Source organism: Labrys sedimenti, assembly GCF_034424805.1.
GTDB classification, from domain to species: domain Bacteria; phylum Pseudomonadota; class Alphaproteobacteria; order Rhizobiales; family Labraceae; genus Labrys; species Labrys sedimenti.
In genome coordinates, this window is record NZ_JAXOUF010000001.1 from 1,176,095 (window position 1) to 1,193,042 (window position 16,948).

Consider the following 16,948-nt stretch of genomic DNA (forward strand, 5'->3'; position numbering starts at 1 on the left):
CCTGCCGGCGGCCCTAGAGCCGCGCAATCGCCTGCGCGATCAGGTCGAAATAGCCTTCGGCATCGATGCCGCCCAGGACGAAGGCATTCTTCGGACGGTCGGTGACGCCCCACCAGTCGATCACCGTCATGCCCTGGGTGAGCTGAGATTCCGTCTCGATCTCGACATTGCAGGAACGGCCGGTGAAGAGGTCGGGCTTGAGCAGCCAGGCGATCACGCAGGGATCGTGCAGCGGTCCCCCTTCCGAGCCATATTTCTGCACGTCGAAGCGCTCGAAGAAATCGAGCCAACCCACCGCAGCATCGGAAACTCTGGTACCGATCTTCCGGATCCTGTCGACGCGCGGGCGCGTGGTGAGTGCCTTGTGAGTTACGTCGAGCGGCGCCATGGTGATCGGAACACCGGAGGCGAAAACCGCTTTGGCGGCATGGGGATCGACGAAAATGTTGAACTCGGCTGCCGGCGTCATGTTGCCGCCCTCGAAGCAGCCCCCGCCCATCAGCACGATCTCCTTGATGCGCGGGGCGATGCGCGGCTCGCGCAGCAGCGCCAGCGCGATATTGGTGAGAGGACCGAGCGGGCAGAGCGTGATGGTGCCGGAGGGGCGGGTCATCAGGGTCTCGACGATGAAGTCGACGCCATGGCGCTGGCTGAGCGGCATGGTGGGCTCGGGCAGGTCCGCGCCGTCGAGACCGGTCTTGCCATGCACATGTTCCGCTGTGACGAGCGGGCGCAGCAGCGGCCGGTCCGCGCCGGCGCACACCGTGATGTCCGATCGACCCGCCAATTCGCAGACCACGCGCGCGTTTCGGCTCGTCAGGGCCAGCGGCACATTGCCCGCCACCGTGGTGATGCCCAGCACCTCGAGCTCGGGACTTCCCAGCGCCAGCAGCAGCGCCAGGGCGTCATCCTGGCCGGGATCGGTGTCGATGATGATGGAGCGGGACATGGCAGACTCGGGAGTATTGAAGAAGGCGGGACCATGGACCGACGGCAGCCGGCACGCAAGGCGCCGCAGCTCCATGCTTATCGCTGGTTTCAGGCCGGTGGCGCTCGACCGGCGGCATCGAGCTTCTCTTCCAGTCGCTTGACCAACTGCATCAGCTCCGCGACCTGGGTCTCGCGCAGGAAATCGATCTTCTCATGTAGGAGTTCGATCTCGAGTTCCGCCTTGGTATTGACGTCGTAATCGTGCGTGGCGGCAGCGCGATCGATGGCGGCCTGCCGGTTCTGGCTCATCATGATGAAAGGAGCGGCATAGGCTGCCTGGAACGACAGCGCCAGATTGAGCAGGATAAAGGGATAGGGATCCCAATGTTGGATGACGGCGGCGACATTGAGCACCACCCAGGCCGCGAGCACGCCTGATTGCACGATGATGAAGGGCCAGCTGCCCATGGTGGCCGCGACGGCATCGGCGATGCGGGCTCCGGTGGGCAAGGCGGCCGGACCCGGCTGCCGATGGGAACGCCGCTCCTGGCGCAATCGGTGCAGGAGCGTGCGTTCCTCGTCATGGAGTTGATGGGCTTTGGCGATGAGGCTCATCTTCCCGTTCTTTCCGACTCTGCTTGCGGGAATGGAATGCTACAAGCTTCTGTGCGTGGACGCAGGACCCTGTCGGACATAATCCATGCGGCGGCATGGGATTATCGCGATCTGAAACCATCGAGCAGGAGGCTATGTCATGGCGGGAGAACCCCACCGCATCGTGGTCGTCGGGGCGGGCTTCGGAGGGCTGGAGGCCATCCATCATCTCAAGGGCGCGCCGGTCGAGATCACGCTGGTGGATCGGCGCAACCACCATATCTTCCAACCCCTGCTCTACCAGGTCGCCACCGCCTCGCTGTCCACCTCCGAGATCGCCTGGCCGATTCGCCATCTCATGCGCGGCCGGCCGGAGGTGACCACACTGCTCGGCGAAGTCACCGGCATCGACGCGTCGGCGCGCCAGGTGCGCCTGAAGGACGGAGCGCAGCTTGCCTATGACACGCTCATCCTGGCGACGGGCGCTCGCCATGCCTATTTCGGCCATGACGAATGGGAGCCCCACGCCCCCGGCCTGAAGGCGATCGAGGACGCCACCACCATTCGCCGGCGCATTCTTCTTGCTTTCGAGAAAGCGGAACGCGAGACCGACCCCGCGGTGCAGGATGCCTTGCTCACCTTCGTGATCGTTGGCGCCGGACCGACCGGCGTGGAGCTTGCCGGCACCATCGCCGAGCTGGCGCGCGACACGCTGGCCCCGGATTTTCGCCGCATCGACACGCACAAGGCGCGGGTCGTGCTGGTGGAAGCGGGCCCCCGCGTACTGGCGGGTTATCCGGACGACCTGTCCGACTACACCAAGCAATCGCTCGAAAGCCTTGGTGTCGAGGTCGTTCTCGGCGCCGCAGTCACCGAATGCACGGCCGAGGGTGTCGTCTATGGCGGCAAGCTGCTGCCGGCGCGCACCATCGTCTGGGCCGCAGGCGTACGCGCATCCCCGGCCGCCGAATGGCTCGGCGTGCCGGCGGACCGCAACGGCCGAATCATCGTCGAGCCGGATCTGAGCGTGCCCGGTCATCCCGAGATCTTCGCCATCGGTGACACCGTCAGCCTTGCCGGGCCGAACGGCAAGCCGGTTCCCGGCATCGCGCCGGCTGCCAAGCAGGCCGGTGTCTATGTCGCCCGCGTGATTCGGGCTCGCCTGGCGGGTACCCCTGCTCCGTCCCCTTTCCACTACAAGCATCAGGGCAGCCTGGCGCAGATCGGCAAGAAGCGCGCGGTGATCGATTTCGGCTGGATCAAGCTGCGTGGCGCGCTCGCCTGGTGGATCTGGGGTATCGCCCACATCTATTTCCTGATCAGCGTGCGCTCCCGCCTCAGCGTCGCCCTGAGCTGGTTTTGGATCCACACCCGCAACCAGCGCGGCGCCCGCCTGATCACCCAGGGCGGCGACGAGGACGATTCGCACGCTCAAAAGGCGTGAGGGAATCACGGTCCCCTCGATTCGCCCCCGACGCCCCCCAGGCTTGCCCTTACGGCAAGCCTTCGGCGACCTCACCACAAGGGCTTGTGTGCCATTTTGGGTCATCCACCGGGGATGGTAAATGAAACATGACTGGAACATGGCAATTCAAAGACAGGTTGAAGGCGGCGATTTTGCCAGGGATTCCGGAAGCTTGAGGGCTCTCGCTCAAGCTTGTCCCCGATTTCCACAGCTTCTACTATATGTAGATAGCCACTCATTTTGCCGGCACTAAATCTTGACGCCCCTGCCGGCGAGTCATACCTATTGAGTCATAGTCGGAAACGTCGGCGGCGGGGGTGACCTCGCGGAATTGCGGGGCACGAGCCCGGCATTCGAACGTTGGCAGGGCCATGTACTCACCGACGAGTAAACAGGATGTCAGACAGATTTCGAACCGAGCCGTAACGATGGCACGGCGCGGATTTTTGCGTCTAGTTTTCGGGGCAGAACGCAATGCGGATTGAACGGCAATACACCAAGAAGGGGCAGTCCCCCTACGCGTCCATCGCGTTCCGGACGGCGACGAGCGAGATCCGGAATCCGGACGGCTCGATCGTCTTCCGGCTGGAAGGCATCGCCGTACCGGAGGCCTGGAGCCAGGTCGCCGCCGACATTCTGGCGCAGAAATATTTCCGCAAAGCGGGCGTGCCCGCCCGCACCAAGAAGGTGGAAGAGAACGCCGTGCCGTCCTGGCTCTGGCGCACCATCCCCGACAAAAAGGCTCTGGCCGCCCTCCCCGAGGCCGAGCGCTATGTCGGCGAGACGGATTCGCGCCAGGTCTTCGATCGCCTCGCCGGCACCTGGACCTATTGGGGCTGGAAGGGCGGCTATTTCGATAGCGAGGACGATGCCCAGGCCTTCTTCGACGAGCATCGCTACATGCTCGCCATGCAGATGGTGGCACCCAATTCGCCGCAATGGTTCAACACCGGCCTGCATTGGGCGTACGGCATCGACGGCCCCGGCCAGGGCCATTTCTATGTCGACTACAAGACCGGCAAGCTGACCTCCTCGACCTCGGCCTACGAGCATCCCCAGCCGCACGCCTGCTTCATCCAGTCGGTTGCCGACGACCTCGTCAACGAGGGCGGCATCATGGACCTGTGGGTGCGCGAGGCGCGCCTGTTCAAATATGGCTCGGGCACCGGCTCCAACTTCTCTGCCCTGCGCAGCGAGGGTGAAAGACTCTCGGGCGGCGGCCGTTCCTCCGGCCTGATGTCGTTCCTGAAGATCGGCGATCGCGCCGCCGGCGCCATCAAGTCGGGCGGCACCACCCGTAGAGCCGCCAAGATGGTGGTCGTCGATGCCGACCATCCCGATATCGAGACCTATATCGACTGGAAGGTGCGCGAAGAGCAGAAGGTCGCCGCGCTCGTCACCGGCTCCAAGATCGTGCAGAAGCACCTCAAGGCGGTGATGCGCGCCTGCGTGCAGTGCGAAGGCCCGGGCGATGATTGCTTCGATCCGGAGCGCAATCCGGCACTCAAGCGCGAGATCAAGGCCGCGCGCCGCGCTTTGGTGTCCGACAACTACATCAAGCGCGTCATCCAGTTCGCCAAGCAGGGCTACAAGGATATCGCCTTCGACACCTATGACACCGACTGGGATTCGGAGGCCTACCTCACGGTATCCGGCCAGAACTCCAACAATTCGGTGCGCGTGGACGACGACTTCCTCAACGCTGTCGAGAAGGACGGCGACTGGGAGCTGAAGGCCCGCATCACCGGCAAGACCATGAAGACGCTGAAGGCGCGCGACCTGTGGGAGAAGATCGGGCACGCCGCCTGGGCTTCCGCCGATCCGGGCATTCAGTTCCACACCACCATCAACGACTGGCACACCTGCTCGGTCTCGGGGCCGATCCGCGCATCCAATCCATGCTCGGAATACATGTTCCTCGACGACACGGCCTGCAACCTGGCTTCGCTGAACCTCCTGCAGTTCCGCAATGCCGATGGCACTTTCAACCTGGCCTCCTACGAGCATGCCGTCCGCCTGTGGACCATCGTTCTCGAAATCTCGGTGATGATGGCGCAGTTCCCGTCCAAGGCGATCGCGGAACTCTCCTATCGCTACCGCACGCTGGGCCTGGGCTATGCCAATATCGGCGGCCTCTTGATGACCTCCGGCATTCCCTATGATTCCGATGCCGGCCGCGCGCTCGGCGGTGCTTTCTCGGCGATCATGACCGGTGTCGCCTATGCGACCTCGGCCGAAATGGCCAAGGAGCTCGGCCCCTTCCCCGGCTTCGAGCCGAACCGTGAATCCATGTTGCGCGTCATCCGCAACCATCGCCGCGCCGCCCATGGCGAGAGCGCGGGTTATGAGGCGCTGGCCACCACGCCCGTCGCCCTCGACCATGCCTCCCTCACCGCTCTCGGCGATAATGGCAAGGCCATCGTCGAGCATGCCAGAGCCGCCTGGGACAACGCCCTCAAGCTCGGCGAGGCCCATGGCTACCGCAACGCCCAGGCAACCGTGATCGCGCCCACCGGCACGATCGGCCTGGTGATGGATTGCGACACCACCGGCATCGAGCCCGATTTCGCCCTGGTGAAGTTCAAGAAGCTGGCCGGCGGCGGCTACTTCAAGATCATCAACCGCGCCGTGCCCTCGGCCCTGCGCACCCTCGGTTATTCGGAAGCCGACATTGCCGAGATCGAGGCCTATGCCGTCGGCCATGCCTCGTTGCGCCAGGCGCCGGCCATCAACCACACCACGCTGGCCGCCAAGGGCTTCACCGAGGAGAAGCTGGCCCAGGTAGAGAAGGCCCTCGCCGCTGCCTTCGACATCAAGTTCGTCTTCAACAAGTGGACGCTGGGCGAGGACTTCATCACCGGCAAGCTCGGCGTGCCGGCCGAGAAGCTCAACGAGCCGTCCTTCGACCTCCTCGTCCATCTCGGCTTCGCCAAGGCGGATATCGAGAAGGCCAACATCCATGTCTGCGGCGCCATGACCCTCGAAGGCGCGCCGCATCTGAAGGCCGAGCACTTGCCGGTGTTCGATTGCGCCAATCCCTGCGGTCGCCTCGGCAAGCGCTTCCTCTCGGTGGAAAGCCATATCCGCATGATGGCGGCGGCGCAGCCCTTCATCTCGGGTGCGATCTCCAAGACCATCAACATGCCCAATGATGCAACGGTCGAGGATTGCAAGGCCTCCTACATGCTGTCCTGGCGCCTGGCGTTGAAGGCAAATGCGCTCTATCGCGACGGCTCCAAGCTCTCCCAGCCGCTGAACTCCCAGCTCCTCGCCGACGAGGACGAGGCCGATGCGGTGGAGGAACATCTCGAGCGTTCGGTGCCCGCCCGCGCGGCCCAGGTCGCCGAGAAGATCGTCGAACGCATCATCGAGCGGGTTGAGGTGGCGCGCGAGCGCGAGAAGATGCCTGACCGCCGCAAGGGCTACACCCAGAAGGCGGTGGTGGGCGGCCACAAGATCTATCTGCGTACCGGCGAATATGACGATGGGCGCCTGGGCGAAATCTTCATCGACATGCACAAGGAAGGCGCCTCCTTCCGCGCGATGATGAACAATTTCGCCATCGCCATCTCGCTCGGCCTGCAATATGGCGTGCCGCTGGAGGAATATGTCGAGGCTTTCACCTTCACGCGCTTCGAGCCCTCGGGCTTCGTGCAGGGCAACGACTCGATCAAGAACGCGACGTCCATCCTGGACTATGTGTTCCGCGAGCTCGCCATCTCCTATGTCGGCCGCTACGACCTCGCCCATGTCGTGCCTGACGAGGATGGCCATGCCACGCTCGGCCGCGGCGACGGCGAGAGCAAGGCCCCGGCCCAGCCGGTGACCGTGCCGGTCTCGCGCGGCCTGGTGCGCTCCAAGACCGAGCGTTTCGTGGTGATGCCCGGTGGTGCGACAGCGGCCTCGAACACGCTCGCCCCTGTTACCAGCGATGCCCGCGGCGCCATCACGGCTTTGTCGAGTGCCGTGAACACCGGCCTCAGCCGCGGCGTCGTGGCCGGCCCGGGTGCCCAGACCGTCGGTGCCACGGCGCTGAAGGAGGAGCCCGCGCTCGATGCCCTCGCCTGGGAAGCCCCGGCCGCCCCTGCGGTCAAGCCGGCCTCCGAGCGGCGCAAGGAAGCCAAGCTCCGCGGCTATGAAGGCGAGGCCTGCCCCGAATGCGCCAATTTCACGCTGGTGCGTAATGGCACCTGCCTGAAGTGCGATACCTGCGGCGGCACCACGGGCTGCAGCTGAGGATAGACTGAGAAAGTCCCAAGGTGCGATGGATGTCCTTGAACATCCATCGCCGCTGACGAAGATGGCGTAATTTCAAAGCCTTGGAAAATTCGGATGATGCACCCGCCAAACCTGTTTGGCGGGTGCATTTTCTTAAGGCAGCGCCCGATCGTGGCTCTTGCAGCCGCCGACCGGCCTGCTTACCGCCAACCGAGCGCGGGGGCGATCTCGGTCAAGATCGTCTCGATGACATGGGCATTGTAGGCAACGCCGAGCTGGTTGGGGACGGTGAGGAGCAGGGTATCAGCCTCGGCGATCGCCTCGTCCTGCCTGAGTTGCTCGATGAGCACCTCGGGTTTGGCGGCATAGCTGCGCCCGAAGATCGCGCGAGTCTGCTCGTCGATGAAGCCGATCTGGTCCTCTCCATCGCCGCCCCGGCCGAAATACAGCCGGTCCTCGTCATTCGTCAGCGCGAAGATGCTGCGACTGACGGAGACCCTGGGCTCGCGTGCATGGCCGGCCTCTTTCCACGCCGCCCGATAGGCGCGGATCTGCTTGGCCTGCTGGATATGAAAGGCCTCGCCCGTCTCGTCGTTCTTCAGGGTCGAACTTTGCAGGTTCATCCCGAGCCTGGCGGCCCAGACCGCGGTTGCATCCGACGAAGCCCCCCACCAGATCCGCTCGCGCAGGCCCTCGGCATGCGGCTCCAGACGCAGCAGGCCGGGTGGATTGGGAAACATCGGCCGCGGATTGGGCTGGGCGAACCCTTCTCCACGCAACAGGTTCAGAAAGACCTCGGCATGCTGGCGGCCCATGTCGGCGTCGCTCTTGCCCTCCGCCGGCTGGTAGCCGAAATAGCGCCAGCCATCGATCACCTGCTCGGGCGAGCCACGGCTGATGCCGAGCTGCAGGCGCCCTCCTGCGATGAGATCGGCGGAACCGGCGTCCTCGACCATGTAGAAGGGATTCTCGTAGCGCATGTCGATCACGGCCGTGCCGATCTCGATGCGCTTGGTCCTGGCTCCCACGGCCGCCAGCAAGGGGAAAGGCGAGGCAAGCTGGCGCGCAAAGTGATGGACGCGAAAATAGGCGCCATCCGCACCCAGTTCCTCCGCCGCGACGGCCAGGTCGATCGACTGCAGCAGCGTATCGGCGGCAGATCGCGTTTGCGATTGGCTTGATGGTGTCCAGTGTCCGAACGAAAGAAAACCGATCTTCTTCATGCGAAATGTCTGCCTGCTGAATGCCCAAATGCGTCCGGCGGCGGGAAACGGCGCCGCTGCGTTTCAGATATAGGGAGTTGAAGTCCATTCCAGCAGTCCCCCGGACCGGATCATCGACTCGCGGCCCGTGACGGCAAATGGCCCCCGTCGACCAGACAGACTTTGTCTGGCCATATCGAGCTCTCCTTGTGCCCCTAACGCTCCCAGCCTTGGCTGAACGGGAAACGCTCCGCCCAGATGGCCGCCAGCCGGGGATCGGCGTCCACCCGGCGTATTACCTCCGCCAGACCGGGCGCGACCTCATAGAAGCGCCGCCGCCCGGGCGACCAGCGCGACGCCGTTGCCACATAGAGGTCGAGAACCGATAGATCCTCACCGAGGAGATACTTTCCTGGACGCAATTGTGCCTCCATCAATTCCCAGCAGCGGGCAATGCGGTCGAACAAGCGAGCCTTGACGCCGGTGTGGTGCTCGGCGTGGTCGATGATGCGAGAAGGATTATCGGCAACCCAATAGAGGGCATAGATTGCCGAAGACACGAAGGTCATCCAACGCAGGAAGGTCGGCCGCGCTGGCTCGTTCAATGCCGGTGCCAATCGTGCTTCGGGATAGCGATCGGCCAACCAGATCAGGATCGCGGCGCTTTCGCTTATCACCTCGCCCGTCGGCAGGGCCAGCGCCGGCACTTGCAGCATGGGATTGATAGGGGCGAGTTTGTCTGCTTCCTCTTGCCCTTCCCAGGGAGAACATTCCTGCACGCGATAGGGCAATTCGAGAAGGTCGAGAGCCGCCTCGATCGGAACGGATCCCGAGCCAGCCGCTCCATAGACGACGAATACCTCGGTCACCGCTCTTCTCCTCACAGGACGCGCTCAAGCGCCGGCCAACAAGCTCACCCGCCCCGAATCAAGACTCGGGGCTCATGGACTCCGACGTGCCTTCATTGAGAGGATTTGCCAATATCCTGGGCTTCAACGGAAGATATTCTATGTTTTGAGCTCAAAAAAGGGGCATTTCCGGGCCAATTTCTGCCCTTTTGACCTCAAGCTCTTTACATCCCCGGCCATCGCCGCCATGCTCAAGGGGTTCGCAACCCACGAAAGGAGGTGATCCAGTGTCTAACCTTACGAAGATCCTGGAAATTTGCGCTGGCTCAGCCAAGGTGGTCTCCGCCACTTGACGTTCCAGCTACCGAAAACCTGGATCATCCCCGGATGACAAGGTGAGCGCTTCGGTGCTCCCGTCATCCGCAAGAACCGGCCGGCGCGCGAAGCAATTCGCGCGCCGGTGCCGTTTCAGGGTCTCACGGCTCCCTTCGCTGGCAATCATAGGCAGGATTAAAGCTGCTCCTTGAGATCGCCGGGCATGCAGCCACAATCTGGAAGCATCGTGTTTGTCGGGACGAGCCCCCTCCTCCACCTCTCGCACAGCACTCCCCCGGACGCATGGTCGCAGAGCGGTTCCTCGGCAGCACCGATCCTTTACAGAAGAAGGCGCCTTGGCTACGCAGGTTTCGCGGCTCCTGCCCCGCGCTTCTCAACGCAGCGTCGGCGACGCGCCTTTCCGAGGACCTCCCATTGAGCCCAGCCGTCACGACCTATGCCGCCTTGGTGATCGCGGTGGTCCTCGAAATCATTGCCACCTCGCTCCTGAAGGCCTCGGAGCAATTCACCCGGCTGTGGCCGACGGTGATGATGGGGCTGTGCTATATGGCCGCCTTCTATTTCCTCTCCTATACGCTGCGCACCATGCCGGTCGGCATTGCCTACGCTCTATGGAGCGGCATCGGCATCGTGTTGATCTCGCTGGTCGGTCTCGTCATCTTCAACCAGTCGCTCGACTTGCCGGCCATCATCGGCATCGGCCTGATTCTCGCCGGTGTGGTGATCATCAACCTGATGTCGAAATCGATCAGCCACTGAAGCGTTTTGCGATTTGGCGGAATCGCCAGGAATCGCAAGGACGCGTCGAACCAAAGAGTGAGAGCAGACAAGCGTTTCCGTCTAAACGCGCTTTGCTCGCGGCAGGCTCAGGCGCCCCAACGCGCAGGACGCTTCTCCAGGAAGGCCTCGACGCCCTCGGCGGCATCCTCCTCCATCATGTTCTGTGCCATCACCTCGCCGGCAAAGGTATAGGCCTCGCTGAGCGCCATCTGGTGCTGGCGGTAGAACATCTGCTTGCCATAGCGCACGGCCGTGGGGCTCTTGGCCAGAATGTCCGCCGCCTTGGCCGCAATGGCGGCATCAAGGTCGGTTTCGGCCACCGCCTGGTTGATCAGGCCCCAATCCGCCGCCGTTTCAGCATCGACGAAGCGACCGGTCACCAGCATGTCGAAGGCGCGCTTGGCCGAGACATTGCGCGACAGGGCGACCGCCGGCGTTGAGCAGAACAGTCCGACATTGATGCCGGAAACCGCGAAGCGAGCCGCCTGCGAAGCGATGGCGAGATCGCAGCTCGCCACCAGTTGGCAGCCGGCGGCCGTGGCGATGCCGTGTACCCGGGCGATCACCGGCACCGGCAGCGCCTGGATTGCCTGCATCACCCGGCTGCATTGGGCGAACAGCCCCTGATAATAATCGAGCCGGCGATTGGCGTGCATCTGGCGCAGATCATGCCCCGCACAGAAGGCCTTGCCGCTCGCCGCAAGGACGACGCAACGTACCGTGCGGTCGCCGGCGATCGCGTCGAGCGCCTGCTGCAGCGCCTCAAGCATGCCCTCCGAGAGCGCATTGAACTGCTGCGGCCGATTGAGAGTGAGAGTCGTCACGCCGGCCTTGTCCTGACGCAGCAGGATCGGCTCAGAGGGACGCTCCAACGGCGCGTTCTGGATCGAGACGGCGACAGTCATGGCAACACTCCGCAGCGGACTGACCAGTCTACGCGCCTTGCCGTCACGCCCGCAATGTCAGACTGTTTTTCTCAGGCCGGCTTGCGAATACGCAGAACAGTGAACAGACGCACAGGCGCTACTTCACGGCGCTCGAGCAGCTGCGCCTCGGGGCGGCTGGCCAGCCAGTCGGTGATCACGGCATAGGGGAAATAGGGCCGCCAGCCGAGCCAACCACCCGCGCCGATCAGCGCCTTCTCCGCCCGCACGCGCCAACCGTCTTCGGCCGAGAAATGGTTGAGAATGATCATCTCGCCGCCCGGCCGGGTTACCCGCCACATTTCCTCGAGGACTTGCTGGGGCGAAGGCGCTACGCTGAGAAGATAAGGCGCCAGCACCACGTCGAAGCGGCCTTCCTGGAATTCAAGGGCCTGCGCGTCCATCACCCGGAGCGCCTTGACCTGGTCGAGCCCCTTGCGCTTGACCCGTTCGCGGGCGATGTCGAGCATGGGGCGGGCGAGATCGATGCCGAGGATGCGCAGATTATCCGGCATCAACGCAAGCTCGAGACCCGTGCCGACGCCGGCGACCAGCACCTCGCCATTGTTGCCCGCCGCCTGGGCGACGGCCCGCGCCGCCGCCAGGCGCCCGGGATGGAACGGCCAATCGAAGAAGAGGTCGTAGAAACGAGCCCAACGATAATAGGTGCGCGCATAGGACGGCTCCGCAGCCGTATTGCTATCTCTCCCAGCCCATTCCATCGGGAAAAGCCCTTTCACCTTGCCGACCACGGCACCACCCGGCCCAGCCGAAAGGTGTTCATGATCTTTGGCGCAAAACGTGCTTCGTTGAAAACGACGCCTTGCCGCCCCCTTGTTTCAACGCCTCGCCGATTATGCCAAATCGCAAGACGCCTTCGCGGATGATGGCCGGTTCCGTCCGGCGCCCGCCTCCCGAGCCGAATGCCGATTTCCGAGGCACCCGAATGGTGCCTCCTGCACAACGGCATGGCACCTAGTCTGTTTACGCCTCTTTCTTTTCAAAATATGACGTGGAGAGTCAAGGATTCGAATGTTCGCCTTCCCGATGCAACGTCGCAGCCGGGCAGATTACTGGAAAAACTCGCAGAGTCATCCGCAGTTCCCTATCGAGGCTGCACCACCCGCCTTCCGGTTCAGCGCAGGAGCTTCAGCGATCCGGTCAGTGAGCCGATCCATTTCGTAGGGCCAGCAAGGCCGAGGCCGTCGACCTCCTCCTCGGCGAGATCTCGCTCGGGCATGGAGACGCCATACTCGGCGAACACATGCAGACTGCGGGCAAAGGCGGGAAACGGCACCACTGCCCGTTCATCGGCGGCAGGCAATGCCTTGAGCATGATCGCGCGGATGGTTTCACCATCCGCCTGCAGCACGGGTACGGGCCGGTTGGCGCTGACGTCGATGCGTCGCGCCCGACGGTCGGCGAGTTGGGTCGCTCCCAATCCCGGCATCCGGGCACCGAGACCAACACAGACGGCGCCGACCGTATTGGCCACCAGGCCAATCGGCAGAGCGGGGTTGACGATGATGGCCAGGCGGATGTCGTCGCTCACGGAGGTTTCCTCGCTGCTATCGAAGAGGCAGGGATAGCGCAGTTCCACCGACCAATCTTACCTTTTTGTTCTTTTATTTTAGAAATTCTGGTAGATTATACCTAATTTATCATATCATAAGGTAGATCATGCCTCATCCTGGTCTCGAACCCGCCGATACTCGAATCCTGACAGCGTTGCAGGAGGACGGGCGCCTCACCAATCAGGACCTGGCCGACAAGGTCGGACTCTCGACCTCGCCCTGCTGGCGGCGCGTACGAAAATTGGAAGAGGATGGCGTCATCCAGGGCTACAAGGCCGTGCTGGACCGCCGGAGGCTTGGGCTCGGCGTGCTCGCCTTCATTCGCGTGAAGATCGACAGCCACAGCGAGGCGGAAGCCGAGGCCTTCTCCAACGAGGTCCTGCGGCTCGAGGAGGTCGTAGCCTGCTATTCGATCGCCGGCGATGCCGACTTCCTGCTGCAGGTCGTGGCGACGGATCTCGATGCCTATGCGCAATTCGCCATGGCCACCGTGCGCCGCCTGCCCCGCATCAAGGAAATGCAGACGACCTTCGTGCTCAAGGAAATCAAGCCGCTCCGTTCCCTACCGGTCGGGCTGGCGGCACCCTGAAGCCTGCTCCTCTCATCCGGCTTGCAAGCCTCCCGCCGATGCCGAGCAAAGGCGGGAGGAACCGCTTCAGACGACAGCGCTGACCTGGATCTCGACCAGCAACTCGGGCGCGGCCAGCCGCGCTTCCACGGTGGCGCGCACCGGCAAATTGTCCTTGTCGACCCACTGGTCCCAGACTTCGTTCATCTGGTCGAAATGGGCGATGTCCCGCAACCAGATGCTGGCGCTGATCAATTTGGACTTGGAAGTGCCAGCCTCGGCCAGCAGCGTGTCGATCTGGGCAAGAATGTCGCGGGTCTGGCCGACAGTATCGGCGGTCTCGTCGCGGCCGGTGATACCGGCGGTGGTGATGATGCCGTTGACGATGACGGCCTCGCAAAACCGCTTGCCGGGGTGCAGACGCTTGATCATGGAAGTCTCCTGTTGGAACGGGGTGTCAGAGAATGGTCTTACCGAAAGCCGAGAGGATGAAATTGGCGCATTCGGCACCAATGGTGGGGGGCAGATCGCGATCGATGCCCGAGACGCTGAGCGAACGCAGTCGGCCACTGAGCGCCGCCATTTCCATAGCCGAATGGGTCTCGCGCACGGTGATGCCGCCAATGCCTCCGCTCCAGTCCGACATGTCGGTGGCAGTCGGCGAATAGCAAAGATGGAAGCCGCGCGTGCCGGCGCAGGCGATGGCGATCGCCTCGCGCATGGCATGGCGCAGCCCCACCGCGTCGATCTCCGCCATGGTGAAGATACGCATGCGCGAGGCCTTCAACGCCTCGACCTCGCCCGGACCGGCCTCCCGCAAGCCGAGCAGCACGACATTCTCCGCCGCGATATGAGGCGGCAGGCGCGTGAGCAGGCGGCGCAGCACGGCATTTTCCGCAGGCCTCCCCTCGCTTTCGTCGGGCATCATCGCTGCCTCGGAGTCGATCCAGATCAGCCCGAGCGCATCATGGCGCCGCCCCGCAGCCTCGACGAAGGGGATGAGATCGGCCCGCCCGGCAGCGGTGGAAAGCACGATCGAGGCGCCGGCCGCGGCCGGCTCGAAACCGAGGCGCTCGATCCGCGCGCCAACATTGTGGGCGAAAAGCAGCGCATCGCCAACCTCGTCGGTTTCGACCGCATAGCCCCTGCTCTGCCCTTGCTCCATCACGTCCCGCATCGGAACCTTCTCCACATATTCCGACGTCATCACCGTCAGCAGCGCGCCGTAGTTCAGGCGGAAGCTGACATCCTCGCCCACCTTGAGCGGCGGGTCGGCCTCGGTGAGGTCGAGCACCAGATGGTCGCTGGAGGCACCCAGCACCCGGACGCCCGGCCGGGTCGGCATCAGGCCTTCGGCGATGACGTCCTCTCGCCCGATATTGGCGATGCCCCTGAGGCGATCGCCCTCGTCGATGAAGACGGGCACATTGCCGAAAGCATCGATGCCGGACTTGCCGATCGGCATGGAGGGTTTCACCTTCACCTCCAGCAATTCGCCCGTCAGCTCGAAGGCATCGCGGTCGAGCGCCTCCCAGGGCTGTTCCAGGAAGGTGTCGCGTCCGCCCTGCAGGATGGCTTCGCCGATCCTGAGATTGTTGACGCCGGCCGGCATGCCGCCCGCCAGCAGCAGTGGCAGCGAGGAGGAATTGCCGCCCGAGACCCAGTCGAGATGCCGCCCGGTGACGCTTTCGACCTTGTAGGCATGGGCGACGAGCTGGTCGAGATTCTCCCTGGTAGGGATGATGGCACCGAAACAGGTGAGATTGGTGCCGACGCCGGCGATGCGCACGCCGGGCAGTTCCATTACCGCTTCCACGGTCGGGATCAGGTCGTTCGGCCAGATCCCTTCCCTGAGATCGCCGAGATCCACCATCAGGATGACGTCGTGCACCCGCCCCAGCCGCTCGGCCACGCGCGAGACCTCGCGCATGAGTTGAAGCTCGGACTGCAGGCTGATGTCGACCGTGCGCACCAGTTCCTCGACACGTGAGGATGGCGGACTGCGCAGCAGCATGATCGGGCAGTCGATGCCGGCATCCCGCAGCCGGCGGATATTCTCGAAACGCGACTCGGCGATGCCGGCGACGCCCCCTCGCAGCATCGCCCGCGCCACCTGCGGCATGCCGCAGGTGCCCTTGGTCACGCCGAAGGGCGTGATGCCTGCCTTGGCGCAGGTTGCCACGATGGTGCGGGCATTGTGTTCGATCCGGGAAAGATCGATGGCAATCTGAGGATCCGGCATGGCGTCAGTTCCGGTAGAGCAGGCCTGCAGTGTCGATCTCCGGGCTGCGCCCGGCAACGAGATCGGCGGTGAGCTTTCCCGAGCCGCAGGCCATGGTCCAGCCGACATGGCCATGGCCGGTGTCGAGATAGAGATTGGCGTAGCGTGCCCGGCCATGCACCGGCACCGAGCCCGGCATCATCGGACGCAGCCCAGCCCAGAGCACGGCCTTGCTCTCGTCGAGCGCGCCGGGGAAGAGGTCATGCGCCGTCCTGAACATGGTGGCGAAATCAGCCGGCTTATAGGTGCGGTCATAGCCGGCGAATTCGGCCGTGGAGGCGATGCGCAGCCGGCTGCCGAGGCGCGAATAGGCGATCAGCCTGTCCTCGTCGACCCCACCCATGGTCGGGCCCTTGTCGTCGTCAACCGGGATGGTGGCGGTATAGCCCTTCACCGGATAGACGGGCACGTCGATGCCGATCTTGTGGGCGAGCAGCGAGCTCTCGGGCCCGAGCGACACCACCACGGCATCGCAGGCGACCGGTCCCTGATCGGTCAGCACGGCCTTCACCCTGTCGCCTTCGACATCGAGGCCAGTCACAGTGGTCTTGAAGCGGAATTGCGCGCCGTGGCGCTCGCGGGCGAGCTCGGCAAGGCGGCGGGTGAACAGGCAGGAATCGCCTGTCTGGTCCATCGGCGAATAGACACCGCCGGCGATCTGATGCTTGACGGCGGCGAGCCCCGGCTCCAGCGCGACCAGGCGCTCGCGGTCGACCACCTCGATCTTCAGTCCGCGCTCGGCGATATAGCCCATATGCTTGGCGCCGGCCTCCAGGCTCTGCTGGGAGCGGTAGAAATAGAGGATGCCCTTGCGCTTGTCGTCGTAGCTGAGGCCCGTCTCTTCCTGCAGCGCATTGATGCATTCGCGCGCATAGAAGGCCAGCCTGAGCTTCACCTCGGTATTGGCATTGGCGCGAGCCTGCGTGCATTGCAGCAGGAAGCGCCAGGTCCAGACCAGGAAATTCGGATCGAGGCTGAAGCGAACCTTGATGCCCATGTCGGGCTTGTAGAGGGATTTGATGAAGGTCACGAGTGCCGCCGGCGATGCCCAGGCGGTCGAGTCGCCCGGCGATACCAGGCCGGCATTGCTCTGGCTGGTACCGCGGGCAACATCGGCATGCCGCTCGATCAGCGCGACCTCGTGGCCGTCCTTTGCCAGATACCAGGCCGCCGCCGTACCGACGACACCGCCCCCCAGAACGACAACCCTCATTACGCCTCCCTTACGG

14 protein-coding genes are annotated in these 16,948 nt (G+C 63.9%); 4 read left to right on the forward strand and 10 right to left on the reverse strand.

Annotation, left to right across the window (positions count from 1 at the left end):
* Window positions 1-13: 13 nt before the first annotated feature.
* A complete protein-coding gene (locus U1R88_RS05705; protein ID WP_322430355.1) occupies window positions 14-949 on the reverse strand; it encodes a nucleoside hydrolase in 936 nt (311 codons plus the stop codon).
* Between the two features lie 89 nt (window positions 950-1,038).
* Entirely contained in the window at window positions 1,039-1,545 is a 507-nt protein-coding gene (locus U1R88_RS05710; protein WP_322430356.1) for a DUF1003 domain-containing protein, read from the reverse strand.
* Window positions 1,546-1,684: 139 nt separating this feature from the next.
* On the opposite strand from U1R88_RS05710, the gene U1R88_RS05715 reads away from it, so the two are divergent.
* Together U1R88_RS05715 and U1R88_RS05720 are read left to right on the forward strand one after the other, a co-directional pair.
* The gene (locus tag U1R88_RS05715; protein WP_322430357.1) at window positions 1,685-2,968 is read left to right on the forward strand and encodes an NAD(P)/FAD-dependent oxidoreductase; all 1,284 of its coding nucleotides are present in this window, start codon (window positions 1,685-1,687) and stop codon (window positions 2,966-2,968) included.
* A 495-nt stretch (window positions 2,969-3,463) separates the two neighbouring features.
* Window positions 3,464-7,225, forward strand: coding sequence for a vitamin B12-dependent ribonucleotide reductase (locus U1R88_RS05720; protein ID WP_322430358.1), 3,762 nt, complete (start codon window positions 3,464-3,466; stop codon window positions 7,223-7,225).
* Window positions 7,226-7,407: 182 nt separating this feature from the next.
* Here the strand turns inward: U1R88_RS05720 and U1R88_RS05725 are convergent, their stop codons facing one another.
* A complete protein-coding gene (locus tag U1R88_RS05725; RefSeq protein WP_322430359.1) occupies window positions 7,408-8,430 on the reverse strand; it encodes an LLM class flavin-dependent oxidoreductase in 1,023 nt (340 codons plus the stop codon).
* A gap of 194 nt (window positions 8,431-8,624) precedes the next feature.
* Entirely contained in the window at window positions 8,625-9,278 is a 654-nt protein-coding gene (locus tag U1R88_RS05730; RefSeq protein ID WP_068295998.1) for a glutathione S-transferase family protein, read from the reverse strand.
* Between the two features lie 729 nt (window positions 9,279-10,007).
* On the opposite strand from U1R88_RS05730, the gene U1R88_RS05735 reads away from it, so the two are divergent.
* Complete coding sequence (locus tag U1R88_RS05735) at window positions 10,008-10,352, forward strand: DMT family transporter (protein ID WP_322430360.1); 345 nt, start codon at window positions 10,008-10,010, stop codon at window positions 10,350-10,352.
* A gap of 107 nt (window positions 10,353-10,459) precedes the next feature.
* On the opposite strand, the gene U1R88_RS05740 is transcribed toward U1R88_RS05735, so the two are convergent.
* The 3 genes from U1R88_RS05740 to U1R88_RS05750 all read right to left on the reverse strand — a co-directional run bounded on the left by U1R88_RS05740 (window position 10,460) and on the right by U1R88_RS05750 (window position 12,848).
* On the reverse strand, window positions 10,460-11,278 hold the full coding sequence (locus U1R88_RS05740) for an enoyl-CoA hydratase (protein ID WP_322430361.1): 819 nt from the start codon (window positions 11,276-11,278) through the stop codon (window positions 10,460-10,462).
* Window positions 11,279-11,349: 71 nt separating this feature from the next.
* Complete coding sequence (locus U1R88_RS05745; protein ID WP_156771741.1) at window positions 11,350-12,036, reverse strand: class I SAM-dependent methyltransferase; 687 nt, start codon at window positions 12,034-12,036, stop codon at window positions 11,350-11,352.
* Between the two features lie 395 nt (window positions 12,037-12,431).
* On the reverse strand, window positions 12,432-12,848 hold the full coding sequence (locus tag U1R88_RS05750; protein ID WP_322430362.1) for a DUF2000 domain-containing protein: 417 nt from the start codon (window positions 12,846-12,848) through the stop codon (window positions 12,432-12,434).
* 128 nt (window positions 12,849-12,976) lie between these two features.
* Between U1R88_RS05750 and U1R88_RS05755 the strand changes: the two genes are divergently transcribed.
* Window positions 12,977-13,459: an Lrp/AsnC family transcriptional regulator gene (locus U1R88_RS05755; RefSeq protein WP_322430363.1), complete on the forward strand. Its 483-nt coding sequence runs from the start codon at window positions 12,977-12,979 to the stop codon at window positions 13,457-13,459.
* 66 nt (window positions 13,460-13,525) lie between these two features.
* On the opposite strand, the gene U1R88_RS05760 is transcribed toward U1R88_RS05755, so the two are convergent.
* The 3 genes from U1R88_RS05760 to U1R88_RS05770 are packed head-to-tail and all read right to left on the reverse strand — an operon-like array spanning window position 13,526 to window position 16,932.
* Window positions 13,526-13,870, reverse strand: a complete 345-nt coding sequence (locus U1R88_RS05760) for a RidA family protein (protein ID WP_322430364.1) — start codon at window positions 13,868-13,870, stop codon at window positions 13,526-13,528.
* Window positions 13,871-13,895: 25 nt separating this feature from the next.
* Window positions 13,896-15,680 (reverse strand): alanine racemase, encoded by a 1,785-nt coding sequence (locus tag U1R88_RS05765; RefSeq protein ID WP_322430365.1) that lies wholly within the window; start codon window positions 15,678-15,680, stop codon window positions 13,896-13,898.
* Window positions 15,681-15,684: 4 nt separating this feature from the next.
* Window positions 15,685-16,932: a D-amino acid dehydrogenase gene (locus U1R88_RS05770; protein ID WP_322430366.1), complete on the reverse strand. Its 1,248-nt coding sequence runs from the start codon at window positions 16,930-16,932 to the stop codon at window positions 15,685-15,687.
* Between the last annotated feature and the right edge of the window lie 16 nt (window positions 16,933-16,948).